At 45.7% G+C, this 23,676-nt stretch carries 26 protein-coding genes; 10 read left to right on the top strand and 16 right to left on the bottom strand.

Going from position 1 to position 23,676, the window contains the following annotated elements:
* Positions 1 to 205 precede the first annotated feature (205 nt).
* On the top strand, positions 206 to 2,590 hold the full coding sequence (locus ACRD67_RS16875) for a TonB-dependent receptor (RefSeq protein WP_430968398.1): 2,385 nt from the start codon (positions 206 to 208) through the stop codon (positions 2,588 to 2,590).
* Between the two features lie 15 nt (positions 2,591 to 2,605).
* Positions 2,606 to 3,439 carry an SDR family NAD(P)-dependent oxidoreductase gene (locus ACRD67_RS16870; RefSeq protein ID WP_430968397.1) on the top strand — a complete coding sequence of 278 codons (834 nt, stop codon included), beginning with the start codon at positions 2,606 to 2,608 and terminating at the stop codon, positions 3,437 to 3,439.
* A gap of 91 nt (positions 3,440 to 3,530) precedes the next feature.
* Here ACRD67_RS16870 and ACRD67_RS16865 read toward each other — a convergent pair whose 3' ends face one another.
* From ACRD67_RS16865 to ACRD67_RS16855, 3 genes are all read right to left on the bottom strand, one after another.
* The gene (locus ACRD67_RS16865) at positions 3,531 to 4,067 is read right to left on the bottom strand and encodes a DinB family protein (protein ID WP_430968396.1); all 537 of its coding nucleotides are present in this window, start codon (positions 4,065 to 4,067) and stop codon (positions 3,531 to 3,533) included.
* Positions 4,068 to 4,203: 136 nt separating this feature from the next.
* On the bottom strand, positions 4,204 to 4,422 hold the full coding sequence (locus ACRD67_RS16860) for a hypothetical protein (protein ID WP_430968395.1): 219 nt from the start codon (positions 4,420 to 4,422) through the stop codon (positions 4,204 to 4,206).
* 16 nt (positions 4,423 to 4,438) lie between these two features.
* Positions 4,439 to 4,930, bottom strand: a complete 492-nt coding sequence (locus ACRD67_RS16855) for a DinB family protein (protein ID WP_430968678.1) — start codon at positions 4,928 to 4,930, stop codon at positions 4,439 to 4,441.
* A gap of 265 nt (positions 4,931 to 5,195) precedes the next feature.
* On the opposite strand from ACRD67_RS16855, the gene ACRD67_RS16850 reads away from it, so the two are divergent.
* Complete coding sequence (locus ACRD67_RS16850; RefSeq protein WP_430968394.1) at positions 5,196 to 6,152, top strand: helix-turn-helix transcriptional regulator; 957 nt, start codon at positions 5,196 to 5,198, stop codon at positions 6,150 to 6,152.
* A 3-nt stretch (positions 6,153 to 6,155) separates the two neighbouring features.
* Here the strand turns inward: ACRD67_RS16850 and ACRD67_RS16845 are convergent, their stop codons facing one another.
* The 5 genes from ACRD67_RS16845 to ACRD67_RS16825 form a co-directional block, all read right to left on the bottom strand.
* Positions 6,156 to 6,911, bottom strand: a complete 756-nt coding sequence (locus ACRD67_RS16845) for a hypothetical protein (protein ID WP_430968393.1) — start codon at positions 6,909 to 6,911, stop codon at positions 6,156 to 6,158.
* Positions 6,912 to 7,068: 157 nt separating this feature from the next.
* Positions 7,069 to 7,329 (bottom strand): 50S ribosomal protein L27, encoded by a 261-nt coding sequence (gene rpmA, locus ACRD67_RS16840; protein ID WP_430968392.1) that lies wholly within the window; start codon positions 7,327 to 7,329, stop codon positions 7,069 to 7,071.
* Positions 7,330 to 7,350: 21 nt separating this feature from the next.
* A complete protein-coding gene (gene rplU / locus ACRD67_RS16835; RefSeq protein WP_430968391.1) occupies positions 7,351 to 7,959 on the bottom strand; it encodes a 50S ribosomal protein L21 in 609 nt (202 codons plus the stop codon).
* A gap of 139 nt (positions 7,960 to 8,098) precedes the next feature.
* Positions 8,099 to 8,554: a DUF4199 domain-containing protein gene (locus ACRD67_RS16830; protein ID WP_430968390.1), complete on the bottom strand. Its 456-nt coding sequence runs from the start codon at positions 8,552 to 8,554 to the stop codon at positions 8,099 to 8,101.
* A 103-nt stretch (positions 8,555 to 8,657) separates the two neighbouring features.
* Complete coding sequence (locus tag ACRD67_RS16825) at positions 8,658 to 9,539, bottom strand: DMT family transporter (RefSeq protein ID WP_430968389.1); 882 nt, start codon at positions 9,537 to 9,539, stop codon at positions 8,658 to 8,660.
* Positions 9,540 to 9,616: 77 nt separating this feature from the next.
* On the opposite strand from ACRD67_RS16825, the gene ACRD67_RS16820 reads away from it, so the two are divergent.
* From ACRD67_RS16820 to ACRD67_RS16805, 4 genes are all read left to right on the top strand, one after another.
* On the top strand, positions 9,617 to 10,003 hold the full coding sequence (locus ACRD67_RS16820; protein WP_430968388.1) for a hypothetical protein: 387 nt from the start codon (positions 9,617 to 9,619) through the stop codon (positions 10,001 to 10,003).
* Positions 10,004 to 10,300: 297 nt separating this feature from the next.
* Positions 10,301 to 11,680 carry a cytochrome ubiquinol oxidase subunit I gene (locus ACRD67_RS16815; RefSeq protein ID WP_430968387.1) on the top strand — a complete coding sequence of 460 codons (1,380 nt, stop codon included), beginning with the start codon at positions 10,301 to 10,303 and terminating at the stop codon, positions 11,678 to 11,680.
* 1 nt (position 11,681) lies between these two features.
* On the top strand, positions 11,682 to 12,719 hold the full coding sequence (cydB, locus tag ACRD67_RS16810; protein ID WP_430968386.1) for a cytochrome d ubiquinol oxidase subunit II: 1,038 nt from the start codon (positions 11,682 to 11,684) through the stop codon (positions 12,717 to 12,719).
* Positions 12,720 to 12,781: 62 nt separating this feature from the next.
* On the top strand, positions 12,782 to 13,210 hold the full coding sequence (locus ACRD67_RS16805) for a hypothetical protein (RefSeq protein ID WP_430968385.1): 429 nt from the start codon (positions 12,782 to 12,784) through the stop codon (positions 13,208 to 13,210).
* A gap of 11 nt (positions 13,211 to 13,221) precedes the next feature.
* Here ACRD67_RS16805 and gldD read toward each other — a convergent pair whose 3' ends face one another.
* From gldD to mutY, 4 genes are read right to left on the bottom strand one after another with little or no spacing between them, the layout of a single operon-like run.
* Positions 13,222 to 13,779 carry a gliding motility lipoprotein GldD gene (gene gldD / locus ACRD67_RS16800; RefSeq protein WP_430968384.1) on the bottom strand — a complete coding sequence of 186 codons (558 nt, stop codon included), beginning with the start codon at positions 13,777 to 13,779 and terminating at the stop codon, positions 13,222 to 13,224.
* Complete coding sequence (locus ACRD67_RS16795; RefSeq protein WP_430968383.1) at positions 13,772 to 15,097, bottom strand: gliding motility-associated protein GldE; 1,326 nt, start codon at positions 15,095 to 15,097, stop codon at positions 13,772 to 13,774. The genes gldD and ACRD67_RS16795 overlap by 8 nt, the downstream gene beginning before the upstream one ends.
* An 18-nt stretch (positions 15,098 to 15,115) precedes the next feature.
* Positions 15,116 to 15,589, bottom strand: a complete 474-nt coding sequence (locus tag ACRD67_RS16790) for a single-stranded DNA-binding protein (protein ID WP_430968382.1) — start codon at positions 15,587 to 15,589, stop codon at positions 15,116 to 15,118.
* Positions 15,590 to 15,613: 24 nt separating this feature from the next.
* Complete coding sequence (gene mutY, locus ACRD67_RS16785) at positions 15,614 to 16,663, bottom strand: A/G-specific adenine glycosylase (protein WP_430968677.1); 1,050 nt, start codon at positions 16,661 to 16,663, stop codon at positions 15,614 to 15,616.
* Between the two features lie 126 nt (positions 16,664 to 16,789).
* Between mutY and ACRD67_RS16780 the strand changes: the two genes are divergently transcribed.
* The 3 genes from ACRD67_RS16780 (at position 16,790) to ACRD67_RS16770 (ending at position 19,416) form a co-directional block, all read left to right on the top strand.
* Positions 16,790 to 17,080, top strand: a complete 291-nt coding sequence (locus tag ACRD67_RS16780; RefSeq protein WP_072876044.1) for an HU family DNA-binding protein — start codon at positions 16,790 to 16,792, stop codon at positions 17,078 to 17,080.
* A gap of 258 nt (positions 17,081 to 17,338) precedes the next feature.
* Complete coding sequence (locus tag ACRD67_RS16775) at positions 17,339 to 18,886, top strand: Rne/Rng family ribonuclease (RefSeq protein WP_430968381.1); 1,548 nt, start codon at positions 17,339 to 17,341, stop codon at positions 18,884 to 18,886.
* Positions 18,887 to 18,942: 56 nt separating this feature from the next.
* Positions 18,943 to 19,416 carry a regulatory protein RecX gene (locus tag ACRD67_RS16770; RefSeq protein WP_430968380.1) on the top strand — a complete coding sequence of 158 codons (474 nt, stop codon included), beginning with the start codon at positions 18,943 to 18,945 and terminating at the stop codon, positions 19,414 to 19,416.
* Here the strand turns inward: ACRD67_RS16770 and ACRD67_RS16765 are convergent.
* The 4 genes from ACRD67_RS16765 to ACRD67_RS16750 all read right to left on the bottom strand — a co-directional run bounded on the left by ACRD67_RS16765 (position 19,409) and on the right by ACRD67_RS16750 (position 23,628).
* Positions 19,409 to 20,278, bottom strand: coding sequence for a cupin-like domain-containing protein (locus ACRD67_RS16765; RefSeq protein WP_430968379.1), 870 nt, complete (start codon positions 20,276 to 20,278; stop codon positions 19,409 to 19,411). The two genes, ACRD67_RS16770 and ACRD67_RS16765, sit on opposite strands and share 8 nt — an antisense overlap.
* Before the next feature lie 64 nt (positions 20,279 to 20,342).
* Positions 20,343 to 21,449, bottom strand: coding sequence for a biotin synthase BioB (gene bioB / locus ACRD67_RS16760; protein ID WP_430968378.1), 1,107 nt, complete (start codon positions 21,447 to 21,449; stop codon positions 20,343 to 20,345).
* A 144-nt stretch (positions 21,450 to 21,593) separates the two neighbouring features.
* Positions 21,594 to 23,045: a flotillin family protein gene (locus ACRD67_RS16755; RefSeq protein ID WP_430968377.1), complete on the bottom strand. Its 1,452-nt coding sequence runs from the start codon at positions 23,043 to 23,045 to the stop codon at positions 21,594 to 21,596.
* Between the two features lie 4 nt (positions 23,046 to 23,049).
* Positions 23,050 to 23,628: a hypothetical protein gene (locus ACRD67_RS16750; RefSeq protein WP_430968376.1), complete on the bottom strand. Its 579-nt coding sequence runs from the start codon at positions 23,626 to 23,628 to the stop codon at positions 23,050 to 23,052.
* Positions 23,629 to 23,676: the final 48 nt, after the last annotated feature.

Genomic DNA, 23,676 nt, shown 5'->3' with positions numbered 1-23,676 from the left:
TGTTAGCCGGCATTTAGTTGGCAAAATAACCCTTGAACCGTAGCTATCCGGGGGTGGACTGAGTTGCCCTCCACAATGCCCTGGAAATTGCCCTTCAGTGGTTTTCACTACGGTTCAGCCCAAAAAACTACACTTCGGAATTTTGCACTCCCCGGGACCCAACTGCCAGACCCATCTTTGGGAAAATCAAAAAAATCCCGATGTTATGAAACAAACCCTTGTTTTTTTCCTCCTCTTTATTGTTCAGGTATCACTGGCACAGACCGGCCTTATAAAAGGCACTGTACTCGATAAGCAATCTGAAGGTCCGCTAGAGGGCGCCACGGTAGCGCTCTTAAATGGGCACATAGTTACAGGAGTGGTAACCGATATCCAAGGCAGGTTTACCTTAACCGATGTCCCCATTGGCAGGCAGATGGTACGTATAAGCCATATTGGATATGAAACCCTGGTCCTGCCGAATATAGAGGTCACCACAGGAAAGGATGTGTTCCTCAACGTAGCCCTGATCGAAGCCTATGATCAATTGGACGAGGTGGTGCTCAGTGTTGAAACCAACAAAGATCGCGCGATAAATAAACTGGCTACGGTATCGGCCCGCCAATTTGGGCTAGAGGAAGTTACCCGCTTCTCTGGGGGGCGCAGTGATGTGGGCCGATTAGCGGCTAATTTTGCCGGGGTCTCGGCACCAGACGATAGCAGAAACGATATTGTAGTGCGGGGCAACTCCCCTACAGGATTGCTATGGCGTCTGGAGGGGGTTCCCATTCCCAGCCCAAACCATTTCTCTACCCAGGGAACAACCGGCGGACCTGTTTCGGCCCTCAATCCCAATCTGCTGAAAAACTCGGATTTTATCACCTCGGCCTTCCCCGCAGAATACGGGAATGCCCTTGGCGGAGTGTTCGATCTCGGGTTCCGTGAGGGAAATACGGACCGCTACGAATATACGCTGCAGACGGGAATCTTTACAGGTGTAGAGGCCGTGGCCGAAGGCCCCCTGGGCAAAAACAACGGCTCCTTTCTCGTGGCAGGGAGATATTCCTTGGTGGGCCTTCTTGGCGTGGGCGCTGGAGGCACCTCCGCAACACCAGACTACAGCGACGTATCCTTCAATATAAATTTCGGTAGGGGTACACTGGGAAATTTTTCCTTATTCGGTATCTTGGGGACATCCGATATAGAATTCCTGGGGGACGATATTGATGAGACCGATCTTTTTGCCGCAGAGGACGAGAACACTTTTGTAGAATCGCGTTTCGGGGTAGTAGGGCTAAAACACCGCCTCCCCATCGGGAAGAATTCCTTTTTGCGAAGTATTGTTTCCGGGTCTTATTCGGGGAACGACTTTACCGTTGACCGTTTTATTGAAAAGGACACCCCACAAGAAAGGATCATCCGATATACCCAGGTCGACGACAGCGAAACCCGCTTTACCTTTTCTACCCTTTTCAATTCCAAATTAAGCAATAAAAGCACCCTGAGAACAGGGATCTTGATTGAAAATTTCGGCATCAAAAGTGTCTTGCGCGATCGAGAGGAACAAGCGGATTTGGACGGAGACGGAGATCCCGATCTCTTTAGCTTTCGCAATATCGACGAAAGCCTTAGTCTTTTTCAACCCTATGTGCAAGGGCAGTTTCGACTTAGTGGAAAATTAACGCTGAACACGGGATTGCACGCGCAGTACAGTACCCTCAATGAACAATTCGTATGGGAGCCCAGGGCCGCCATCGCCTATGTCATAGCCCCTAGGCACCGTCTTAATTTTGGCTACGGCCTGCACCACCAACCTATATCCCTTCCGCTGCTGTTTTTAAATGAACAGGTCAATGGTGCCCTGGTTCAGACCAATAGAGGGCTCGATTTTGTTCGTAGCGATCATTACGTACTGGGATACGATGTAAAGCTTGCCGAAAGCTGGCGTGGTAAAGTGGAAATCTACTATCAGGATATTGACAAGGCAGGGGTGGAAGCCTTTTCCTCTAGCTATTCCACGCTTACCGAAGGTGCGGATTTTGGTTTTGACAACGACCGTGTTTCCTTGGTCAATGAGGGTACCGGTTTTAACCAGGGCATTGAACTCACCCTTGAAAAGTTCTTCAACAAAGGGTTTTATGGACTATTGACCGCCTCTTTTTTTGAAAGCAAGTACACAGGGAGTGATGGTGTGGAGCGCAATTCACCCTTTAACAATGGTTATGTGGTAAACCTCCTGGCGGGAAGGGAATACAAAGTGGGCAAGGCCCGTAAGAATGTGCTCTTCTTTGATACCCGACTCACCACTTCCGGGGGGCGCTACTATACGCCCGTGGACCTGGAGGCATCCCAACAGGCAGGTTTTGAAGTCCTGCAAGAAGATCTGGCCTTTAGCGAGCAGTACGACGCTTATTTTAGATGGGACTTTAAGTTCGGTATTAAAATCAACAGCAGCGGAAAAAAACGTTCGCACCAGTTCTATTTGGACCTTCAGAACCTTACCGCCAACGAAAACGTCTTTGTGCGCCGTTATAACAGATTGACCGATCGTGTGGACCAGGTGGACCAGATTGGTTTCTTCCCCGATTTTGGCTACCGATTTCAATTCTAAACCAAACACATATGTATGAAAACTTCCAAAAAACTAAGAAAGCGCCTAAAAGCAAACTATGGTCCATGGGCTTTGGTTACTGGGGCTTCCTCAGGTATCGGGCAAGAGTTGGCAACGCGTTTGGCCGAAGCCGGACTGAGCCTCATTCTTACGGGACGCAGGGGACCGTATTTGGAAACATTGGGAGAAACCTTGGAAAGCAAGTATAGAATACGGACCAAAACTATCATCGCTGATCTGTCCTATTCCGAAGAGGTATACTCCCTTGTAGAGGCTATAGACGATGTAGAGGTAGGTTTATTTGTAGCCTCTGCAGGTTTTGGTACCTCGGGCTCCTTTGTGGACGCCGAACTGGATACGGAGTTGCGGATGCTGCGCGTGAATTCCTTTGCCTTACTCATGTTGACGCATTACTATGCGAGAAAATTTTCGGAACGCAAACGGGGCGGCATTATTCTAATGAGCTCCTTGGTTGGTTTCCAAGGTGTTCCCCATGCGGCCCACTACGCAGCTACCAAAGCTTATGTGCAGTCGCTGGGAGAAGCGCTGTACCATGAACTGAGACCATATGGGGTAGATGTACTCTCTGCGGCACCAGGACCAGTGAACAGTGGGTTTTCCCGTATCGCACAGATGCAGATGGGCAACGCCCTAAGACCGGATGAAGTAGGTGTTCCCATACTCAAAGCACTGGGTAGAACTGCTACGGTCTTTCCGGGAGGGCTGTCCAAAATATTAATGTTGGGCCTTCGCACCATGCCCCGTTGGGGCAAGATCCGTATCATGCAAATGGTTATGGCCGGGATGACCAAGCACCAAAAATGCAGCACCCAGCAAAGACGGTATTGAAAATGAACATTTTCCAGTGTAGAAAATATCTTCTGGTCTTTTGCCCAAAATTGTAACCCCTCGCTATACCTTTCGGACAAGGATACTCACCCTATTCCTTAGGTCGGTGTTTTAAAATAGTAAGGTATTTTGTCCATGGGCCCACTTCGGTGCTATATTGCTTGGCCATGACCCTGGATACCTGGGCAATATGCCCCAGATCATGCACTACCCATGCAGCCAAGAGTTGACTTAAGCTAACCGGACCAAGTTCGGGGTGAACGCCCTTTTTTTCCAAATCTACTGGGGACAATTGTTTTGACCGCAGGGTGGTGAGATTTTGCGATCGGAGTGCCGTAAATTCAGCAAGCATTACGTCCAGAGTTTTCCCCCGGCTGTTTTCAAATTGTGCAAACCGATCGTAGGGTTCAAACGTTTTGTTGCTTCCTGCTCCTAGAATAATCCCGGTCCGGACCATCCAATCCGTTTTTTCACCATGGATCAAATGTCCAACCACATCAAAGGGACTCCAGGAGTCGCCCCCCTCATTTTTGTGTGTCCATTCCTCGGGTAACCTGGCCAACATGGTTTTCAGGACCTCCGGAGTGCGCTCCAGGACTGCCATACCCTTGTTTAGTTCAAATTTCATGACATATCAAATTGTCCCTACATAATACGCAATTTTTTGGTACGTGCCCGTACGATACCAAACAAAATTACCTCCTTGGCCTTTCCCTTCCCAGGAGGCTTACGATCAGCGTTCGAAGAGACCCCAAAAGATCCTTTTATAGCAGTTCTTCGCATCGGAATCCTTTAAATTTTAAGGCTGAAACTACGGCCTCGGGCTTTGGCTTAACAGTTTCCACACGAAGGATCTTATCACAATCCTCCAAATCAAAATTCCAACGTCCTTCCTTGTTGATCAAATCGTTCAACAAAGGTCGTAACAAGCTTACTTCATTGTTTCTGGTAACCGATGTCTTAAATACCAAAACTGTTTTCATAGGTGTGTTTTTGATGTTATCGCTCCCAAAAAAGAGGAGGTTCAATGCCCAGTGCCCTTAGATAAACATATCCTTGGCCACGATGGTGTATCTCGTTATCCATAAAATAGAAAATCGAGGACTGCACGGTACCGTCCCACTGGCCAAAGGTCTTGATCGTCTCGTGAAACCGTGAGGTGGGAATCCCTTTCCAATGGTCATTGATTTCCTCGGTGGCCTTATCCCACCATTGTAAGATGTTGTCCTTGCTCTTGCCGTGGTCGGGATGTTCATTGAACACTTCGGGTTTTCCTGTGGCAATTTCCCGGATAGCGGGAGCTGCTATGGCCAGAAGTTCCAGTACCATTTCAGCGAAGGGTCGCATCCCTCCAATAGAAAAGTCAAAAAACTCCTTTTCGGGAAAGGCCACGATGAGTTTTCTCGTAAGATTTCTATGGCCCTGCCAGTGTTCCAATAGTTCCGCTGCCGTGATTACCTGTGCTTTTTCTGTTGTTTCCATCTTGTTCATCATGTATGTGTTTAGGTGAAATATCTTTCTGCAACCAAAGGTAGAACCGACAAGTGACAGCCCTTTGTCAGTAGCCATTATTTTTATTTGAAAGCTGTTAAAAGCCCTGAATCAAGGCACTCAGCTGACATAGGGTTGTCACCACACCTACCTTTCTTTGCAGTAGGGCCCAAGAAATTAGGGTCAAAAAAGGGAACGCTTTATGTTTGATCCTAACCGCTTCTTTTGTTTGAAATCTTATCTTTGGAATATATATTTTTCCATCATGGGCGTAGATACCGTAAAACGTTTTGACCGCATTGTTGCCATACTGATCCAATTGCAATCCAAGCGCATTGTAAAGGCCCAGGAATTGGCCGACCGTTTTCAGGTAAGTCTCAGAACGGTCTACCGGGACATCCGCACCTTGGAAGCCTCCGGCGTCCCTATAGTAAGCGAGGCCGGAGTAGGGTATTCCATTATGGAGGGCTATCGGTTGCCCCCGGTGATGTTTACGCGAGAGGAAGCAGGGAGTTTTGTGGCTGCGGAAAAACTCATGCAACAGTTCACGGACAAAAGCCTGGGTGCCCATCACAAATCGGCCATGTTCAAGATAAAATCCGTTTTACGGGGCAGGGAAAAGGATTGGGTAAGCGCCCTGGAAGCACAGGTGCGGATCAACTCGGCCCAGGAGCTGTTCAACGAAAATCTTCCCGACGCACTTGAAATCCTCTTCGAAAGTATTGCGGAAAAAAGACAAGTCGCTTTGGAATATAAATCCCTACGGGAAGAGGAACCTACCAGACGCAATATTGAACCGGTAGGCCTATTCCACGAAAACAACCATTGGTACGTATTGGGCTATTGTCATTTTCGCCAGGATTACAGGCAGTTCCGTACAGATCGGATGGTGAACATACGCAGGGCATCGGAGCCTTTTCGCTTGGAACACGGTACCTTGGATGAATACCGCAAGGCCTGCAAGGATGTTCCTACCACCAAGGTGCGGGTCCTGGTAGACAAGATGGTAGCACGGTATTTACAGGGGGAACGAAAAAACTATGGCTTTGTATCGGAAAAGACCATGGGCAAGGAGGTAGAATTGACCTTTATGACCCGAGACATCGTACATACCTTCCCGCGATGGTATTTGACGTTCGGGGATTTTGCCAAAATTGTTGAACCCGAGGGTCTAAAAAAAAGGGTGCGGGAGCTGTTAAAACAAGCAGAGGCGAGACTTTAGAAGTCAATGCTCCCTTAAAAACTGCGCAACGATTTCATCCAGGCGGTCCAAATCCTGTATACTCCTTAAGTGGGCATCGATTCTGGGATCTCCCATATCCTGAACTTTATATTCGGGAAGATGTTCCCCAAAACTCAGGTACACAAACCGATCTACGATGCGCTCCTTTAAGCCATGCGGTACCTGGTACTTTTCCATAATAGGGTGTTCCAAGCCTATGTGTACGATTTCGTGGATCAAGGTATTGGCTGGGTTCCTATATTGTTTAAACCCACCCTCTACCGTAGTTAGGACCACTATGGCTCCGGTATCCGGATTATAACTTCCCCCGGAACCATACAGGCTAAGCAAGACCTTGTAGACAGGAAATTCCTTAAACCCCCATGGCAACCGCTTGGCTTCCAATTGCCCAAGCATGCCATGAAGCAACTCTTTTTGGGCTTCAATTTGCCTTACCCCATTTTCGTAGTTGGCCTGCCTGTACACCTGCTGGGCCATAAATTTTTTTAGCGCCGTGTAGTCTGCCGGTGTTAAGTCACCGGATTTCGATTTAGTGATCAAGGTATCGATCAGTCTGCCCTTGGGCAAGTTTAGGGTATATCCCTGTTGTTCAAAAAATGTAATATCGCTGATGGCACCCCAAACCTGATCAGTTTCTTCCATAGCGGTAGGCACCACTATGTGGATTCTGTCTTGACCGTACAAAGGTGTAAGAACACCTATGGCCAAACAAAAGAACAGTAGCGTCGTGGTTTTCATACTGACTAGTGGTTCACGGACAATAAAGATAAGCAAAGTGATGAGGTGTTGAAGAAGAAAACATTTCCGGCAAGGTACGCTCAAGGCAATAAAAAAAACCCCAACCTCCGGAAGCTTCCGGAATAGAAAGGGTTTTTACTGTTTTAGAAAGAAATGCCTAAGCCTCAAAAGGCTCTATGGAAACATAGGATTTTCCGCCTGCTTTCTTTTCAAATTTTACAATACCGTCTATACGGGCATGCAATGTATGATCTTTTCCGGCATACACATTCTCTCCTGGATTGTGCCTGGTACCGCGCTGCCTAACGATGATGTTTCCAGCGATAGCGGCCTGTCCACCGAAAATCTTAACGCCCAAGCGTTTCGATTCCGATTCCCTACCGTTTTTTGAACTACCTACACCTTTTTTATGTGCCATGATATACTATTTTAGTTCGTACTACTTACTTAATGCGGCAATCAAATCTGCCTTCTTCATGGAAGAGATTCCCTCAATTCCTTTGGCCTTTGCCATCTCCTTTAGTTCGGCGACCGTGTGTTTTGCAAGATCTACCTTGGCCTCCTTCTTTGGTGCTGCTTTGGGAGCAGCTGCCTTTGGTTTTTCAGCAGCCTTTGGTGCTGCTGCCTTCTTAGGAGCTGCCTTAGTTGCTACCGGAGCTGCTTTCGCCTTGGCAGGAGCCTCTTTTGCTTTGGCAGGAGCTGCTTTCGCCTTGGCCGGAGCCGCCTTTTTAGCGCCAGATGCAACAATCTTTTCAACTACGATTTCAGTCAGGTACTGGCGGTGACCGTTCTTTTTTCGGTATCCCTTACGTCTTTTCTTTTTAAAGACAATTACTTTATCACCCTTGAGGTGCTTAACGACTTTGGCCTCAACGGCCGCACCGCTTATAGCTGGGGCGCCAACAGTAACGTTCTTTCCATCATCCAACAGGAGTACCTGGTCAAAAGTAACTTTTTCCCCTTCCTCTGTCTGCAAACGGTGAACATACACTTTTTGGTCTTTCGCAACCTTAAATTGCTGCCCTGCCATCTCTACAATTGCATACATAGCGTGTATATTAATTTAGTTTTTATAAGACCCACGTCTATCGGTGGGTTTGTTTGCCAAAGAAAAAACGGGTCGCTTTTTCCTAGGCGGGTGCAAATATAGGGCTAAATCATTAATCCACAAGCGATTTTTAGGGAATTTAGGCAGATTTCTTTTTGAGATTGTTGGAGGACTTGAACAGTTGCATAAAGGACAGCGTAAGGACCAGTGTAGTGGCAAAACCCATGATAGCCACAGTGAAGAAAACAATGCCTTCAAAATTCTTGAAATCCTTGAAAAACACGGAAGAGAGTGCTTCCAAAAAACCAGCGTTGACCTCTGTAGCGTAAAAGGCAAAGAAAACCGTAAAAATTAAGGTCGCCACAAAGCCCGTTACGATGCCAGCGGAAAAACCCTTACTATAGGAAAAGCCTTCACGGTCCTGTATTCTAAGGTACTTTATAGCCTCATAGATTCCAAAGCCTGTAATGACCCCGTTAAAAAGACTGTAGAAAACGTTGGTATGTAGACCAAAGAGCGATAAAATCAAAAAATATGCGATAAGGCAACCACTGGTTACAATCCCAAACCTAATAGGCAGTGCAAATCTTTTCATTTTCGTAAAGTTTTCCGGTTGTGCCTTTAAATTACAGAATATTGTTCAATAATCCCACAAAATCTTGTTAAACACACTGGGATTCCCTTTAGGTCGTGAAAATTCAGCGTGCCATTTTACGCCTGTTCACCAAATACACGCCCAACAATACAATGCCCCCACCGAGCAATTGATACACATTTATTTTCTCCCCATCCCAAAGGCCCCATAGTACGGCAACCAAGGGAATGGTATAGGTCACCGAAGCAGCAAAGACCGGGCTGGACATATGGATGAGTTTATTGAAGAAAACATTGGCCAGAGCCGTTCCAAAAAACGCGAGCAAAAGCAAATAAAGCAGTGCCTCCTGCATGGGACCGCTCTCCCATACCTGATTAAAAAAGCCGGAATACACTACCAGCAACAGTGCGGGCAATACCACCACTCCGAAACTTCCTGTGGTAACGGCCAAGGGGCTCAAATGGGCAAGACGCTTCTTTATAATATTGATATTAACGGCATATCCCAATGCGGACAGCAAAATGAAAATGGCGTACCAATAATTTTGATCTGGATTAAATTCGGCACCGGCCACTATAAGTGCAACGGTTCCCAACAGGCCAACCAATACCCCTACAAGTTGTTGTCTGGTGATGAGTATCCCAAAAAGGGCGGCACCGACCATGGTGGTCATCAAAGGGGCCAGGGAATTAAAGATCGAAGTGACACCACTATCGATTTCCGTTTGCGCCAGCGCAAACAAAAAAGGAGGGAAAAAGGAGCTTAAAAATCCGGCAATCAGGATCCATTTCCAGTCCCCTCTACCAATTTCCCTTAAACTTTTGTACCCAATAAGGAACAGTAAGCCCGAAGCAAATACGATACGAACCCCGCCCAACTGCAAGGGCGTTAACCCTAAGAGGGCCTTTTTGATCAGAATAAAGGAAGAGCCCCAGACCACCGACAACAGACTAAAATAGAACCATTTTTGGGTAGTGCTGTCCATAGGGCTTATTTAACACAAAAGTGATGTTTTTCTTGAAAAGAATTGCCCTATTGTTTTGTATTTTTGTACACCACCGTATGAGAGCAACCCTGAAAAGATATCTGGCTTACGGCTTCATTTTCCTTTACCTATTGGCTATGGTAAGGCCTGTAGGGCCATTGTTCGAATACATCCTGTTCGAAGATTACATCGCCGAATTTTTGTGTATCAACAAGGACAATGTCGCATTGGAATGCAAGGGCAAGTGCTATCTTATGCAAAAATTGGCTCAACAAAATGAGGACAAAAAACAAAACCTGCCTGGGATCGCCCTGGAAGACTATCCCATCGGGTTTGTACATATCCTCTTCCTAAAACCTCGCTTGAAGCAATACGTAAAATACGAGGAGGAACACTCCTATCTGAATAATTACTCCTATCTGTTCAGCGATTTCTTTTTTCATCCGCCCAGTAAAATTTCCTGATTCACTTTCCAATTTAGTGCAAGGCACTTGTCATTATGGCAATCATATGCACAGAAAAAGTGAGCGGATGTTCGGCTACCACTCTGAAACAGGTCTAAATACCTAGGTGGCCTATGAATTGGGTCCAGGTTTGGACGCACCAATGAGATCCAAAAAATGGCAATAAGACACTTGTATTGATTAAATTTACAGTAGAAAATCGATGCCTTTACGACCAGCGGACTTTACAGGCGGCCAATGGCTGTTTCACTTTTGTTTTGCCCATAGATTTGGGCGTTTATCAACAAATAATAACTTATGGATGTAGAAATCTTAGCACGCATTCAATTTGCTTTCACCATCGCCTTCCATTATATCTATCCCCCGCTAAGTATCGGACTGGGATTGCTCATGGTACTGTTCGAAAGCATGTATATCCGTACGGGAAACAAGCAGTATGAGACCTTGGCCCGTTTTTGGACCCGTATTTTTGCACTTACCTTTGGGATAGGGGTGGTGACGGGCATCGTTATGGAATTTGAGTTTGGTACCAATTGGGCCGTTTATTCACGCTATGTAGGCGATGTTTTTGGTAGTGCACTCGCAGCGGAGGGCATTTTTGCCTTTGCCCTGGAAAGCGGTTTCCTAGGGGTGTTGCTGTTCGGTTGGAACAGGGTAAAGCCCTGGGTACATCTGGTCTCTACCATTGGCGTTTTTCTGGGCTCCATGTTCTCGGCCATTTGGATCGTAGTGGCCAATAGCTGGCAGCAGACCCCGGCCGGTTTCCACATTGTGGGCGAGGGACTGAATGCCAGGGCCGAAATCACGGATTTTTGGGCCATGGTGTTCAACCCTTCCAGTGTGGATCGTATTAGTCATGTTTGGCTCGGCGCACTTTTGGCCGGTGCTTTTCTGGTGCTTAGTGTGCACGCCTATTACCTCCTTAAGGGGCGCTATGTGGAAATTTCCAAAAAAGCCTTTAAGATCGCTTTGGTCGTGGCCACTGTTTTTTCTTTGGGCCAACTTTTCACCGGGCACCGATCGGCCGAAGGAGTTGGTGAGAACCAGCCTGCAAAGCTGGCCGCCCTGGAAGGGCATTTTGCGCTCAGCGCTCCCGCGGATATGTACATCATGGGGTGGGTGAATAAAGAGAAACAGGAAGTGACCGGAATCAAGATTCCCGGCGGGCTTTCCTTTTTAATGGAATATGACGTAAACGCACCGGTTACCGGTCTTAACGCCTTTCCCAAGGACGAACGCCCGTCCCAGATCAACGCGGTCTTTCAATTTTATCATATCATGGTCGCCATCGGTATGTTTCTCATCTTTCTTTCCCTTTACGCTTGCTTTTGCTGGTGGAGGGGAAAGTTGTTTAACAAAAGATGGTTGCTCTGGGTCTTTGTCTTTACCGCCCTGCTTCCCCAAATTGCCAATCAATTTGGCTGGTTTGCAGCCGAAATGGGAAGACAACCCTGGGTGGTTTACGGCCTATTACGGACCTCTGACGCTTTTTCACAGGCCGTCACCGCCAATCAGATTCTTTTTTCGCTCATTTTATTCTTTTTTGTTTATGCCATACTCTTCGTCTTGTTCATTTATCTCTTGAACAAAAAAATAAGGCACGGTCCTTATGATGAAAGTGATATTGAGGACAGGCCATTGCAAAAGGACATTTCTAACGTTTTAACAGGAAAGTAATATGGAGACTTTATTGGGTTTGGATTATCCTACATGGTGGTTCTTGGTCGTAGGCGCCTTATTTTCGGGTTATGCCATTTTGGACGGCTTCGATTTTGGTGCCGGGGCTTGGCACCTTTTCCTCAAAAAAGAACAAAGTAGGCGAATAGCACTAAACGCGGTTGGCCCGGTCTGGGATGGCAACGAGGTGTGGTTGGTTATCGGTGGAGGTGCCCTTTTTGCAGGGTTCCCAGTGATGTACGCTACCTTTTTTTCCTCCCTGTATATTCCGTTCATGCTGTTTTTGGTGTTTATTATCTTTAGGGCCATTGCCATAGAGTTTCGGGGAAAGGAAGAAATGCTATGGTGGAAAAAGCTGTGGGACACTTGCTACTGTATCTCAAGTATTATGCTGGCGTTCCTCCTGGGCGTGGTATTGGGCAATGTGCTCCAGGGCTTGGCCATTGGACCGGAATACCAATACCAGGGAAGTGGCTTTTTTGAGTTTTTAAACCCCTACGCCCTAATGACAGGAGCCACTACCCTAACGCTTTTCATGTCGCATGGGGCCATTTATTTACTCTTAAAGACCGAAGGCCGTCTATTCGCCAAACTCACTCTTTTGTTGAAAAGGGCTATGATTGCCTTTATGGTAAGTTTCGGGATAACAACCTTGTACACCTTGTTGTACATTCCGCACCTTTCCGATGATTTTAAAAACACCCCGGCCCTATTCGTGCTGCCCTTGCTCACCTTTTTGAGCATTGCCAATGTGACCCGATTGGCCAATAAAAAACGTTTTAAACTGGCTTTCTTGTTTTCTGCCCTTACCATAAGCCTGCTCCTGTCCCTGGTAGCGGTGGAATTGTATCCAACCTTATTGATATCGACCATAGACCCTATGTACAACATTGACATTTACAACGCTGCCGCTTCCCAGAAATCCTTGGGCATCATGCTAACGATAACGGCCATAGGAGGGCCGTTGGTATTGGGGTATACCTATTTTGTGTACAGGACATTTTGGGGAAAGGTTACCCTTGATGAGACCAGCTATTGAGTACCAATGGGGCGTTTACGTTCCAAGTATTAATTTTGAACTAATCTAATATGACGTATAAAATGAAAAAAGCAATCATTGTTTACATCTCCCTTGCCTTAGCAACTGTTATGTCCTGCAAGGAGCAAAAAAAAGAGGCTGTGCAACCCACCCAAATGCAACACGTCATGGCCATTCATGACGAGGTAATGCCCAAAATGGGGGCCCTTGGCAAATTGGTGGCCCAATTAAAAAGCAAGATAGACACTACGGCCAGCGGAAGGGCGCATCAACAGGCCATGGAGGATCTACAACAGGCCAATACCTCTATGATGGATTGGATGGTCGGGTTTGGAAATCGTTTTGATTCAGATGAAATTATGAACGGGAAGGCACTCAGCGATGAAAAGCAAAAATGGTTGGACGAGGAGGAAACCAAAATAAAGGAGGTCCGGGACCAGATCAACAATAGCATCAAAAATGCTGAGGCACTTTTGCAATCCGAAGAATAGGCAAAAGCTCCCTATTCCTTCCAGCGAAGGCTTTCCATAATTTTCCGGATGTCGCGCTGTAGATATACAGCCGCCGGATAGATCGAATCGTAATTGGGCCGTGCGTAAAAATAGAGCGAGCCGGTTACAAAATGGCGGGTGCTGTCCGTAACGTAGAACTGGGATTGGGAAGCTGCATTGCCCGATACTTCGTAGAACATTCCAAAAACCTTGTCCTGTTCATTGATAAACGGTTGTTCCACAATGCCGTCTGCCCTTACCACATGCTCGTACGAGAGCTTTTGCGCGTCGGACAACAACTGTTCCAGGTTGTTGTCCACTTTCTTATAGGTAATGAATATGGACCCCTTCATGCTAGGGTAGTCCAAGGTCAATGATTGATCATCCTTGGGCTGTAATCGGGAAAGCGGGTTGTACTCAAATCGATAGTTTTCCATCTCAAGGTGTTCCGAAGCATGGGCGGGATACTCCAATCGCAACTGGGCCTTGGGCTTGGGAAGTACTTCTTCTTTACAACCCATGAACATGAAGGAGAGGGCCAATACGCCATAAACCAGGGTTCTATGCATCGGGAAGTGTAATTTTAATTTGTTTCAAACGTTTTTTATCCAGACTCTCCACTACAAAAAGATAGTTTTTAAATTGTACTTTTTCTCCTCTTTTCGGGAAGTTCCCTGCGATTTCCAGTACAAATCCAGCAATGGTCTCCGATTCGCCCTTTTGCTCTTCAAAATCTTCCTCGTCCTCGATCTTCACCACCCGGTAAAAGTCCTTTAGGGCCGTTTTTCCGTCAAATACGTAGTTCTGGTCGTCCAATTTGGAGTACACAAGGTCCTCATCGTCGAACTCATCGCTAATGTCTCCCACGATCTCTTCAATGATATCCTCCAGGGTAACGATACCCGAGGTGCCTCCATATTCATCCACTACCACCGCCAAATGGTTCTTTTTTTCCTGGAATTCCGCAAGTAAATCATCCAGTTTTTTGTTTTCGGGTACAAAATAGGGCTCACGGATCAGGGATATCCAGTTAAAGGTCTTTCGATCAATATAGGGCAGAAGGTCCTTCACGTACAGCACCCCAAGCACATTATCCATCGTTTCGGAAAATACCGGGATACGTGAATACCCGTTTTGCTTTATTTCTTCCATCACCTCCAGAAACTTCATGTCCTCGTTGAGTGCAAAAATATCGATCCGGGGGCGCATTACTTGTTTGGTATCGGTATTGCCAAAGGACACGATGCCCTCCAATATCTTTTGTTCCTCCTTGGTGGTATCGCCTTCGGAGGTAAGCTCCAGGGCCTGTGAAAGTTGGTCCACGCTGAGGCTCGATTTCTGTTTCCCCAATTTGTCATACAGAAAAATAGTAGTGGCCCGCATAGGGGAACTCAAAGGGGTGAATACAAAATCCAAAAGTTTTAAGGGGTAGGCCATAAAATGGGAGAAACTTATTCGGTTTCTATTGGCGTAGATTTTGGGTAAAATTTCCCCGAACATCAATATTAAAAAAGTTGCGACGATCACTTCCAGTATAAAGCGGGCGGAAACAAATCCGAACCACACTTGATTCACCCGTGCAAACAAGGTATCCCCAATGGAACTGAACAGTAGAACGATCCCGATGTTTATGGCATTGTTGCCTATAAGGATCGTAGCCAATAACTTTTTGGGTCTTTCCAGCAGCCTGGTCACAATTTTTCCTCGATTGGTCTTCTGTTCCGTAATCTCATTGATATCCGTGGGAGAAAGGCCAAAAAATGCCACCTCGGCTCCCGAAATAAGGGCGGAACAACCCAATAGGATGACCATTGTGACAACTTCCAGTACGAACGTACTACTTATGGATAAAAGATTGGGAAGTAAACTAAGGGGGTCAGGGTCCAATAGTTAAGGTTTATTTATTTAGAATGGCAAATCATCATCCTGTTCAGGTTCCACAGGTGGTACGGTTTCCTTAGGGCCACTGGTGGGGGCGGTAGGGGCGTTACCCTGAGGGGCTTCCTGCTGGGGATTGCCCTGTGCGTGGGCCGCACTTTCGCTTTTTGTGGAAAGGAAGGTGAATTCCTGTACGTGTACTTCGGTCGTATAGCGTGTTTGACCATCTTCTCCCTGCCACTGCCTGTTCTTTAGACGTCCTTCCACATAAATTTTATCTCCTTTGCCCAAGTACTTTTCACATATTTCGGCAGCTTTGTTCCGGACCACGATATTGTGCCAATCCGTATTGGTGACTTTTTCACCGGTCTGCCGGTTCGTATAGGTCTCGTTCGTGGCCAAGGGAAAGCGCGCAATACAGTTCCCTCCCTCAAAATAATGTATTTTAACTTCATCTCCCAAATGCCCAATCAGCATCACTTTATTCAATGTACCGCTCATAATTCTTTTCTTAAATCAAATGTACTAAATTTTAAATGTTTTTATAAACTCGGCGATTAAAACCGGTACCGGAAATTGCCCCAATTCGGTGATTTCGATTGCGTCCCCAAACTGTGTATCGGTTTTTACGATCCAAAATTTCGTGTGTAAGTGTTGGTGAGAGAGTTTGTGGACGATTTGATCTTCGTTATACAGGTACACCTCAGGGGTATCCTCCAAGGGCAAAATAGTGTCCAAATTTTTCCGTAGCTCGGTTATATTGATCTCCCGGTCGGACTCTAGTAGGGGAAACTGGAACAGGCCCTGCCAAATACCCTTGCCCTTGCGTTGTTGCAAGAGGGTACGATATTGGGTGTCACTTCCGTTTACCAGCGGGACCAGGTAGTTAAAATACCGATGGCTGACCTTTGCCTTTTTCAATTTCACCGGAAGCAGGGTCGTCTTGTTTTCCCTCAGGGCTACACAGCCATTGTTCAATGGGCATTGCCTACAATTCGGTTTTTTCGGGGCACATTGTAAGGCGCCAAACTCCATAATGCCCTGGTTATAATCCCGCAATTGAGTGGAGGCCATTACCTCCTTGGCGAGCTTTTTGAAATATTTGACCCCCTTGCTGCTATTGATGGGGGTTTCTACCCCAAAATATCGGGCCAGTACGCGATAAACGTTCCCGTCCACTACAGGTTCCGGTTCATCAAAACATATGGAAGCAATGGCACTGGCCGTGTAGTCCCCGATTCCTTTTAGATTCAGGAGTTCCTTATATGTTTTGGGGAAATTGCCCCCGTATTGTTCCGTAATGATCTTCGCCGTAGCATGCAAGTTTCGGGCACGGGAGTAATACCCAAGCCCTTGCCACAATTTCAGTACTTTTTCCTCAGGTGCCCGCGCAAGATCCTGGACCCTCGGAAAATTTCTTAAAAACTTCAAATAATACGGAACACCCTGAGCAACCCTTGTTTGCTGCAGCATAATTTCCGAAAGCCATATTTTATAAGGGTCCGTGGTATTTCTCCAGGGAAGGTCTCTTTTGTTTTCGGCATACCAAAGGAGAATTTTTTCAGAAAAGGGCATAATAGGAATACTAAAGCGCAAAAGTAATAGTTTATATACTTAAAATTAGTCTATTAGGACAAAAGAATGAATTAAATTTATATATTTGCAACCCGAAAAAAACAAACTGAAAATTAATATTTTAACATGACGAAAGCGGATATTGTAACGAAAATCTCTGAAAAACTAGGGATTGAAAAAGGAGATGTTCAGGCAACTGTAGAATCTTTTATGGAAGAGGTAAAGTCCTCCTTGGAAAATGGGGACAATGTTTATCTAAGAGGCTTCGGCAGTTTTATCATTAAAACCCGAGCTGAAAAAACAGGAAGGAACATATCCAAGAATACTACCATTAAAATACCAGCCCACAACATTCCGGCATTTAAACCAGCCAAGGTTTTTGTAGAAGGAGTCAAGAGCAACGTACAAGTAAAATAAACCATTAATTAAAAAAAGTAGAACTCTATGCCGAGTGGTAAGAAAAGAAAAAGACATAAGGTAGCTACCCATAAAAGAAAAAAAAGGAGGAGAGCTAACCGCCATAAGAAAAAGTAGTTTTTAAAAACTACTTTTTCGTTTTATACGTTCATTGACATAGAAATTCCAAAATAGGATTTCGACGGGTTTATACAACCTGTTTATATATATTGTTTAATCGATCCATCGCGATATGCGAATGGACATAAATTGATTCAGGTGAATAAAGAATTAATCGTAAGATCTAGTTCCACTGCCGTCGATTTTGCCTTATTAAAGGATGGAAAACTTATAGAATTACATAAAGAAGAGGACAACAACAATTTCTCTGTTGGCGACATTCTGATCGCCAAAGTTCGGAAACCGGTAACCGGTCTCAACGCGGCCTTCGTAAATGTAGGTTATGAAAAAGATGCCTTTCTGCATTACCATGACCTTGGTCCGCAATTGTCTTCCATGTTAAAATTCATAAAAAGAGTCAGTACGGGAAAATTAAGAAACTATTCCCTAAAGGACTTTCCATTCGAAAAAGATATTGATAAGCATGGTAGCATCAATGATGTTATCAGGGCGAATCAATCCTTATTGGTGCAAATTGTTAAAGAACCCATATCTACCAAGGGACCTCGAATTAGTTCCGAGCTATCCATAGCCGGACGCTACTTGGTAATGGTGCCTTTTTCTGACCGTGTCTCCGTATCACAGAAAATAGAGAGCAAGGAAGAAAAAGACAGGCTAAAAAGACTTGTAAAAAGTATTAAGCCAAAAGGATTTGGTGTTATCATCAGAACAGTTGCACAAGGCAAAAAAGTAGCAGAACTGGACAAAGATCTGGAAAACTTGCTCGACAAATGGTCGGCAATGTGTAAGAAATTGTATAAAGCGCCCCATCCATCCAAGGTATTGATAGAGCTCAATAGAGCCTCTTCGATCCTAAGGGATATTTTCAACGATAGCTTTACGGGTATCCATGTTGATGATGAGACGCTTTATGATCAAATCAGAGATTATGTACTAGAAATTGCACCCAAGAAAGAATCTATTGTAAAGTTGTATAATTCTTCTGTTCCCATATTTGAAAAGTTTGGGATAGAAAGGCAAATAAAGACTTCTTTTGGCCGCACCGCCTCTATGAGCAAGGGTGCGTATTTGATTATTGAACATACCGAAGCGTTGCACGTAATAGACGTGAACAGCGGTAACCGTTCCAACAAAGCCAAAAACCAAGAAGACACTGCCTTTGAAGTAAATTTGTTGGCCGCCTCCGAGATTGCAAGACAATTACAGTTGCGGGATATGGGAGGTATTATCGTTGTCGATTTTATCGACATGGGAAAGGCCGATCACAGAAGAAAGCTTTTTGATCATCTTAGAAATGAGATGAAGGAAGACAGGGCCAAACACAAAATACTGCCTCCAAGCAAGTTTGGACTTATACAGATTACAAGGCAACGGGTAAGGCCGGAAATGAACATTAAAACAACCGAGGAAATCCCTGGCAGCAATGGCCAAGAGGTAGAAGCCCCAATTGTTTTATTGGACAAAATAAACGCAGACCTTGAAAAATTGCTCAAGGGACCTGCCAAGGACAACGGAATTGTATTGAACATACATCCGTTTATAGCGGCCTACATTACCAAAGGTTTCCCATCCATGCGCTCCAAATGGTTTTTGGAACACAAAAAGTGGGTAAAAATACAACCTAGGGATGCATACAATTATCTCGAATACCGTTTTAAGAATAAGGACGGTAAGACCATTTACTAAAATTTTAAGCGACTTCGGAAACGGGGTCGCTTTTTTTGTTTCATTACCTTTGGCCCATGCAAGTGAGCAAATCATATACCGTTGCTGAGGCCACCAACAGGATAGAACATTACTGCGCCTATCAAGAACGCTGCCATAAAGAGGTTACTACTAAATTAAGGGATATGGGAATGATTCCTGAAGCCATTGACTTGATCATGGCACATTTGATCCAGCAAAATTATCTGAACGAGGAGCGTTTTGCGAAAAGTTTTGCAAGGGGCAAGTTTTCCATAAAAAAATGGGGCAAAAACCGGATCGTCAGGGAGTTGAAATTGCGGAACATCTCTAAATACAACATCAACTCCGCATTGTGCGAAATAAATGAAGGTGCCTATTTGGAAACCCTTGATACCCTGGCAAAAAAGAGGTTGGCGTCCTTGAGCGATAAGGATTGGGCCAAACGAAGAAAAAAACTGGCGGACTATCTCCTGTACCGAGGATGGGAAACCGATCTGGTCTATGAAAAGCTAAATGAACTGCTCAGCTAATGGCGCCATTTAAGCTCCTGTGGGTCCTGGCGATAGCTTGTTGGTTCTTCCAATCGATCCATTCCTGACCCTTTAGCCTGCGCATGAGGTTGTCGTAATAGCGCATTACCAATACATTGTACAGCGCCCTTCCCAAATTCTTTGGATTTCGGGCAATAGCCCGCAGACTCATAGAAAAGCCAGGGGTAATGTACTTCATATGGTGCCAATATCCTTCGGGCATGTAGAGCACCTCTCCATGGCCAAGATAGGCCCTATAGCCCGATACCTGCTTCAAGGCGGGCCATTTGTCAAGGTCTGGATCCGAAAAATCAATGCTCTCGTGTGTTATGAGGGAGTGCGGTACTTTATAGAGAAACTTGCTCTCAGATTGTGGAAAAAGGATGCACTCCTTCTTCCCTTCAAAATGAAAATGGAAGATATTGGCCAGGTCTATATCGTAATGCATAAACGTATTGGAGCCTTCCCCACCAAAAAAGAGCATGGGCAGTCCCTTCATGAGCTTTAAGCCAAAATCGGGGAAATTGAAGTCCTTGCGAAGCTCGGGTACCTCTTTCAGGACGTTCCACAAAAAAATACGATACTTGGTGGGTTCGGAACGCAGTAGGTCAATGTATTCCGACATCTTCATTTGGGCATGTGGCTCATTAAACCCTTCCTCATGGTTTACGGGCCTGTCATCATAGAGCGGTACGGTTTTGTCTCCGGCCACACTGCGCATATAGTCGAGATTCCATTTGGAATACGCCGGCCAGTCCTCCACAAACCTTTCGATCACGACCGGTCTCTGCGGCTTAAAGAAGTCTTCTATGAACTCCTCCTTGCTAATGGTGGCTACCCTGGTTATTTCCTGTAGATTCAAGGCGAATTAACTTATTTAAACTTCAAATTTAAACAACCTCAACAAAAAACATCTTAAAATTTTCTTATTCCAGGGATTGGTCCTGTAGTTTGGTCTTTCCTTTCGCCGACTCGTTACGAGCTATGACATGGCCAGGTCGGGTCCATTTCGGTTTTTCCCCAAGCGGTTGCAAATTGGAGTCTTCCGCTTCAACGGTTTCGGGTTTGGGCAATTTTACAAAGGGTTTTTGGGGGACTAGGCCCAATAGTTCGAACATTTCCATGTCCTCGTTCACGTCCGGATTGGGCGTGGTCAATAGTTTGTCTCCCGCAAAGATAGAATTGGCCCCTGCAAAAAAGCACATGGCCTGCCCTTCCCTGCTCATCTCCGTACGTCCGGCAGATAGGCGTACCTGGGTCATGGGCATTACTATACGGGTAGTGGCCACCATACGGATCATGTCCCAAATGGCAATGGGTTCCATATCTTCCATGGGTGTACCCTCTACCGCGACGAGCGCGTTGATCGGAACGGATTCCGGTTGGGGGTCCAGAGTGGAAAGCGCCACCAGCATGCCCGCCCTGTCCTCCAATTTTTCTCCCATGCCAATAATCCCCCCGCTGCAGACGGTAACGTTGCTCTTTCTAACATTGTCTATGGTTTCCAAGCGATCTTCGAAGGCCCTAGTGGAGATCACATCCTTGTAATAGTCCTCCGAGGTATCCAGGTTATGGTTGTAGGCATAAAGACCGGCTTCGGCCAAACGCTTGGCCTGATTTTCGGTCAACATGCCCAAGGTACAGCATACCTCCATATCCAACTTGTTGATGGTACGGACCATCTCCAACACCTGATCAAATTCCGGCCCGTCCTTTACGTTTCTCCAAGCAGCGCCCATACAGACCCTGGAGCTTCCGGAAGCCTTGGCACGGAGCGCCTGTGCCTTTACATGGGAAACGGTCATGAGATCATTGCCTTCAATATCCGTGTGGTATCTTGCCGCCTGCGGGCAGTACCCACAATCTTCCGGACATCCACCCGTCTTAATGGACAATAGTGTGGATACCTGAACGGTATTGGGGTCATGGTACTTACGGTGCACTGTTGCGGCTTCGTAAAGTAACTGCATTAAGGGCATGTTGTAAATATCTAGGATTTCCTGCCGTGTCCAGTCGTGTCTTGCTACGCTCATAAGGAAAATGAATTAAGGGTCAAAAGTAGCTCATTTGAAAATCAATTCCCAATAATTGAATTGGGATAATAACAAGATTGGGCAAAAAGAATCCGAAGAAAATAATTTCCTCGGATTCCTTGTACCTTCTGGATTATCAATCGATCATTCAGACGAATCTTCGGAATCGGATTTTTGGGGTTTGGTTTTTTTAGTGTCCTCCGTTTGGGATTCAACAGGAGTTTCCAAGTTTTTCCCTTTTAAATATTCCGGCAGTTGCATTCCCGCCATGTTAAACATTTCCTGTAAGGGAGGCACGGATTTGTACATCCCTGAAATAAAATTGGCCGTAGAATTTTTCCCGTCGCCGGTCTTTGCCCCGGAATCCCAAACGGTTACCTTATCAATTTTGATGTTCTTTATAGCCTCTGCCTGCGTCTGCACCAATTCTGGGAGTTTATCAGCTATTAACAACAGGACGGCGTCCTTGGGATCATTGCCGGCTGCCTTTACAATTTTATCCAGACCTTCTGCCTGCTTGGTCAATACTTCAAAAATTCCTTTGGCCTCCGCTTCTGCTTTATAAAGAATAGCATCGGCTTCACCCTTGGCCTTCCTCCGGATCATTTCGGCCTCGGCCTCGGCATCGATTTCTACTTTCCGCTTATCTATCTCTGCAGGTACTACAATATCTGCAATTTGGGAACTCCGCTCGCGTTCTGCCCGAGCAATTTCGGCATCCTTCTCTGCCGCGTACGATTCTTCCAACGCTTTGGCCGATTGTACTTTTTCGGATGCTATCGCAGTGCGCTCCGCCTCTGCTTCGCGCTGTCTTCTCAGGGAATCAGAATTGGCTACATCAATCTTGGCAACGTTCTCCCCTTCCACAGCCTTGGCATTCGCGGCAGCTACCTGGGTTCGTTGGTCTTGCACCGCATTGGCTTCCCCAATTGAACCGTCCCTATTCTTTTCGGCTACCGACTTACGGGCCGCATTGATGGCATGGGCCGCAGCTTCCTTACCCAATGCCTCTATATATCCGGACTCGTCTACGATATCCGTAATATTTACGTTGATAAGCTTTAGGCCCACCTTTTTCAGTTCAGATTCCACACTTTGTGATATGTTGGTCAAAAACTTATCCCTATCTGAATTGATTTCCTCGATGTCCATGGAAGCTACCACCAAACGAAGTTGACCAAAAATAATCTCCTTGGCCAAATCTTGCACCTCTTGCATTCCCAGCCCTAACAGACGTTCCGCCGCATTCTGCATAATCCCTGGTTCCGTAGAAATACCAATGGTAAATCTAGAAGGTACATTTACGCGAATGTTCTGCTTGCTCAATGCATTGACCAGATCCACTTCGATGGAGATAGGCGTAAGGTCCAAGAACTGGTAGTCTTGTATGACCGGCCAAACAAAGGCGGCACCACCATGGATACATTTGGCAGAATTTCCGGAACCCACCCTGCCGTAGACCACCAAGATCCGATCGGAAGGACAGCGTTTATACCTTCTAATAAATGAGATGATAATGACAAATAAGAACAGTACTGCAAAGGCAATTGCCAGCAATGAGGCGCTTCCGCCAAGTTGTAATGGTATTAGTAACATTTGGTTATTTATTTAAGAGTTCTACAATTAATATTCCGTTATCCGTGACTTCCCTTACACGTACTACATTGCCCATGACAAGGTCATTTTCTTCGTCGGTCAAGGCGTTCAATTCCCTGAGCGTTCCCTGTACGGTAATGCTGACCTTTCCCATGCTTGATCGATTTGCACCAATGGTAAGATATACTTCCCCTATCTGATTCATGGCATTTTGGAGCCTTAGGGTGCCACTGCTCTGCAGTTTCCCCAGATAGTAGAACAAGGCGGCCATGGCTAACATCATGAGAAGTCCACAAACGGTGGATATGAGGATAATCATAACTTTTGAAAAACCCGCATCGATGCTTGCAATGCCTGACCAGCCAAAAATGCAGAAGAAACCCATTAAATTTTTAAAGGACAGGAATTGAAACCCTATTCCAGTATCTCCATCAATATCCGCATCCACATCGCCATCCATTCCATCGGCATCCCCGCCAATTAAGGTCAAAATGATAAGTATTACAAGAATAATTGAGGCCAGTATGGCCACAACCCAGTAAATTTTTTCAAAAAGTGGTAAAGCAGTAAACCATTGTTCCATATATTTCAAGTTTAGGTTGGTTATAAAAGTAAGGGATTTCTTCGGTAA

Origin of the sequence: Eudoraea algarum, assembly GCF_050589645.1 — a bacterium.
Lineage (GTDB): Bacteria > Bacteroidota > Bacteroidia > Flavobacteriales > Flavobacteriaceae > JBNGOQ01.
This window is presented reverse-complemented; position numbering and strand designations above follow the sequence as displayed.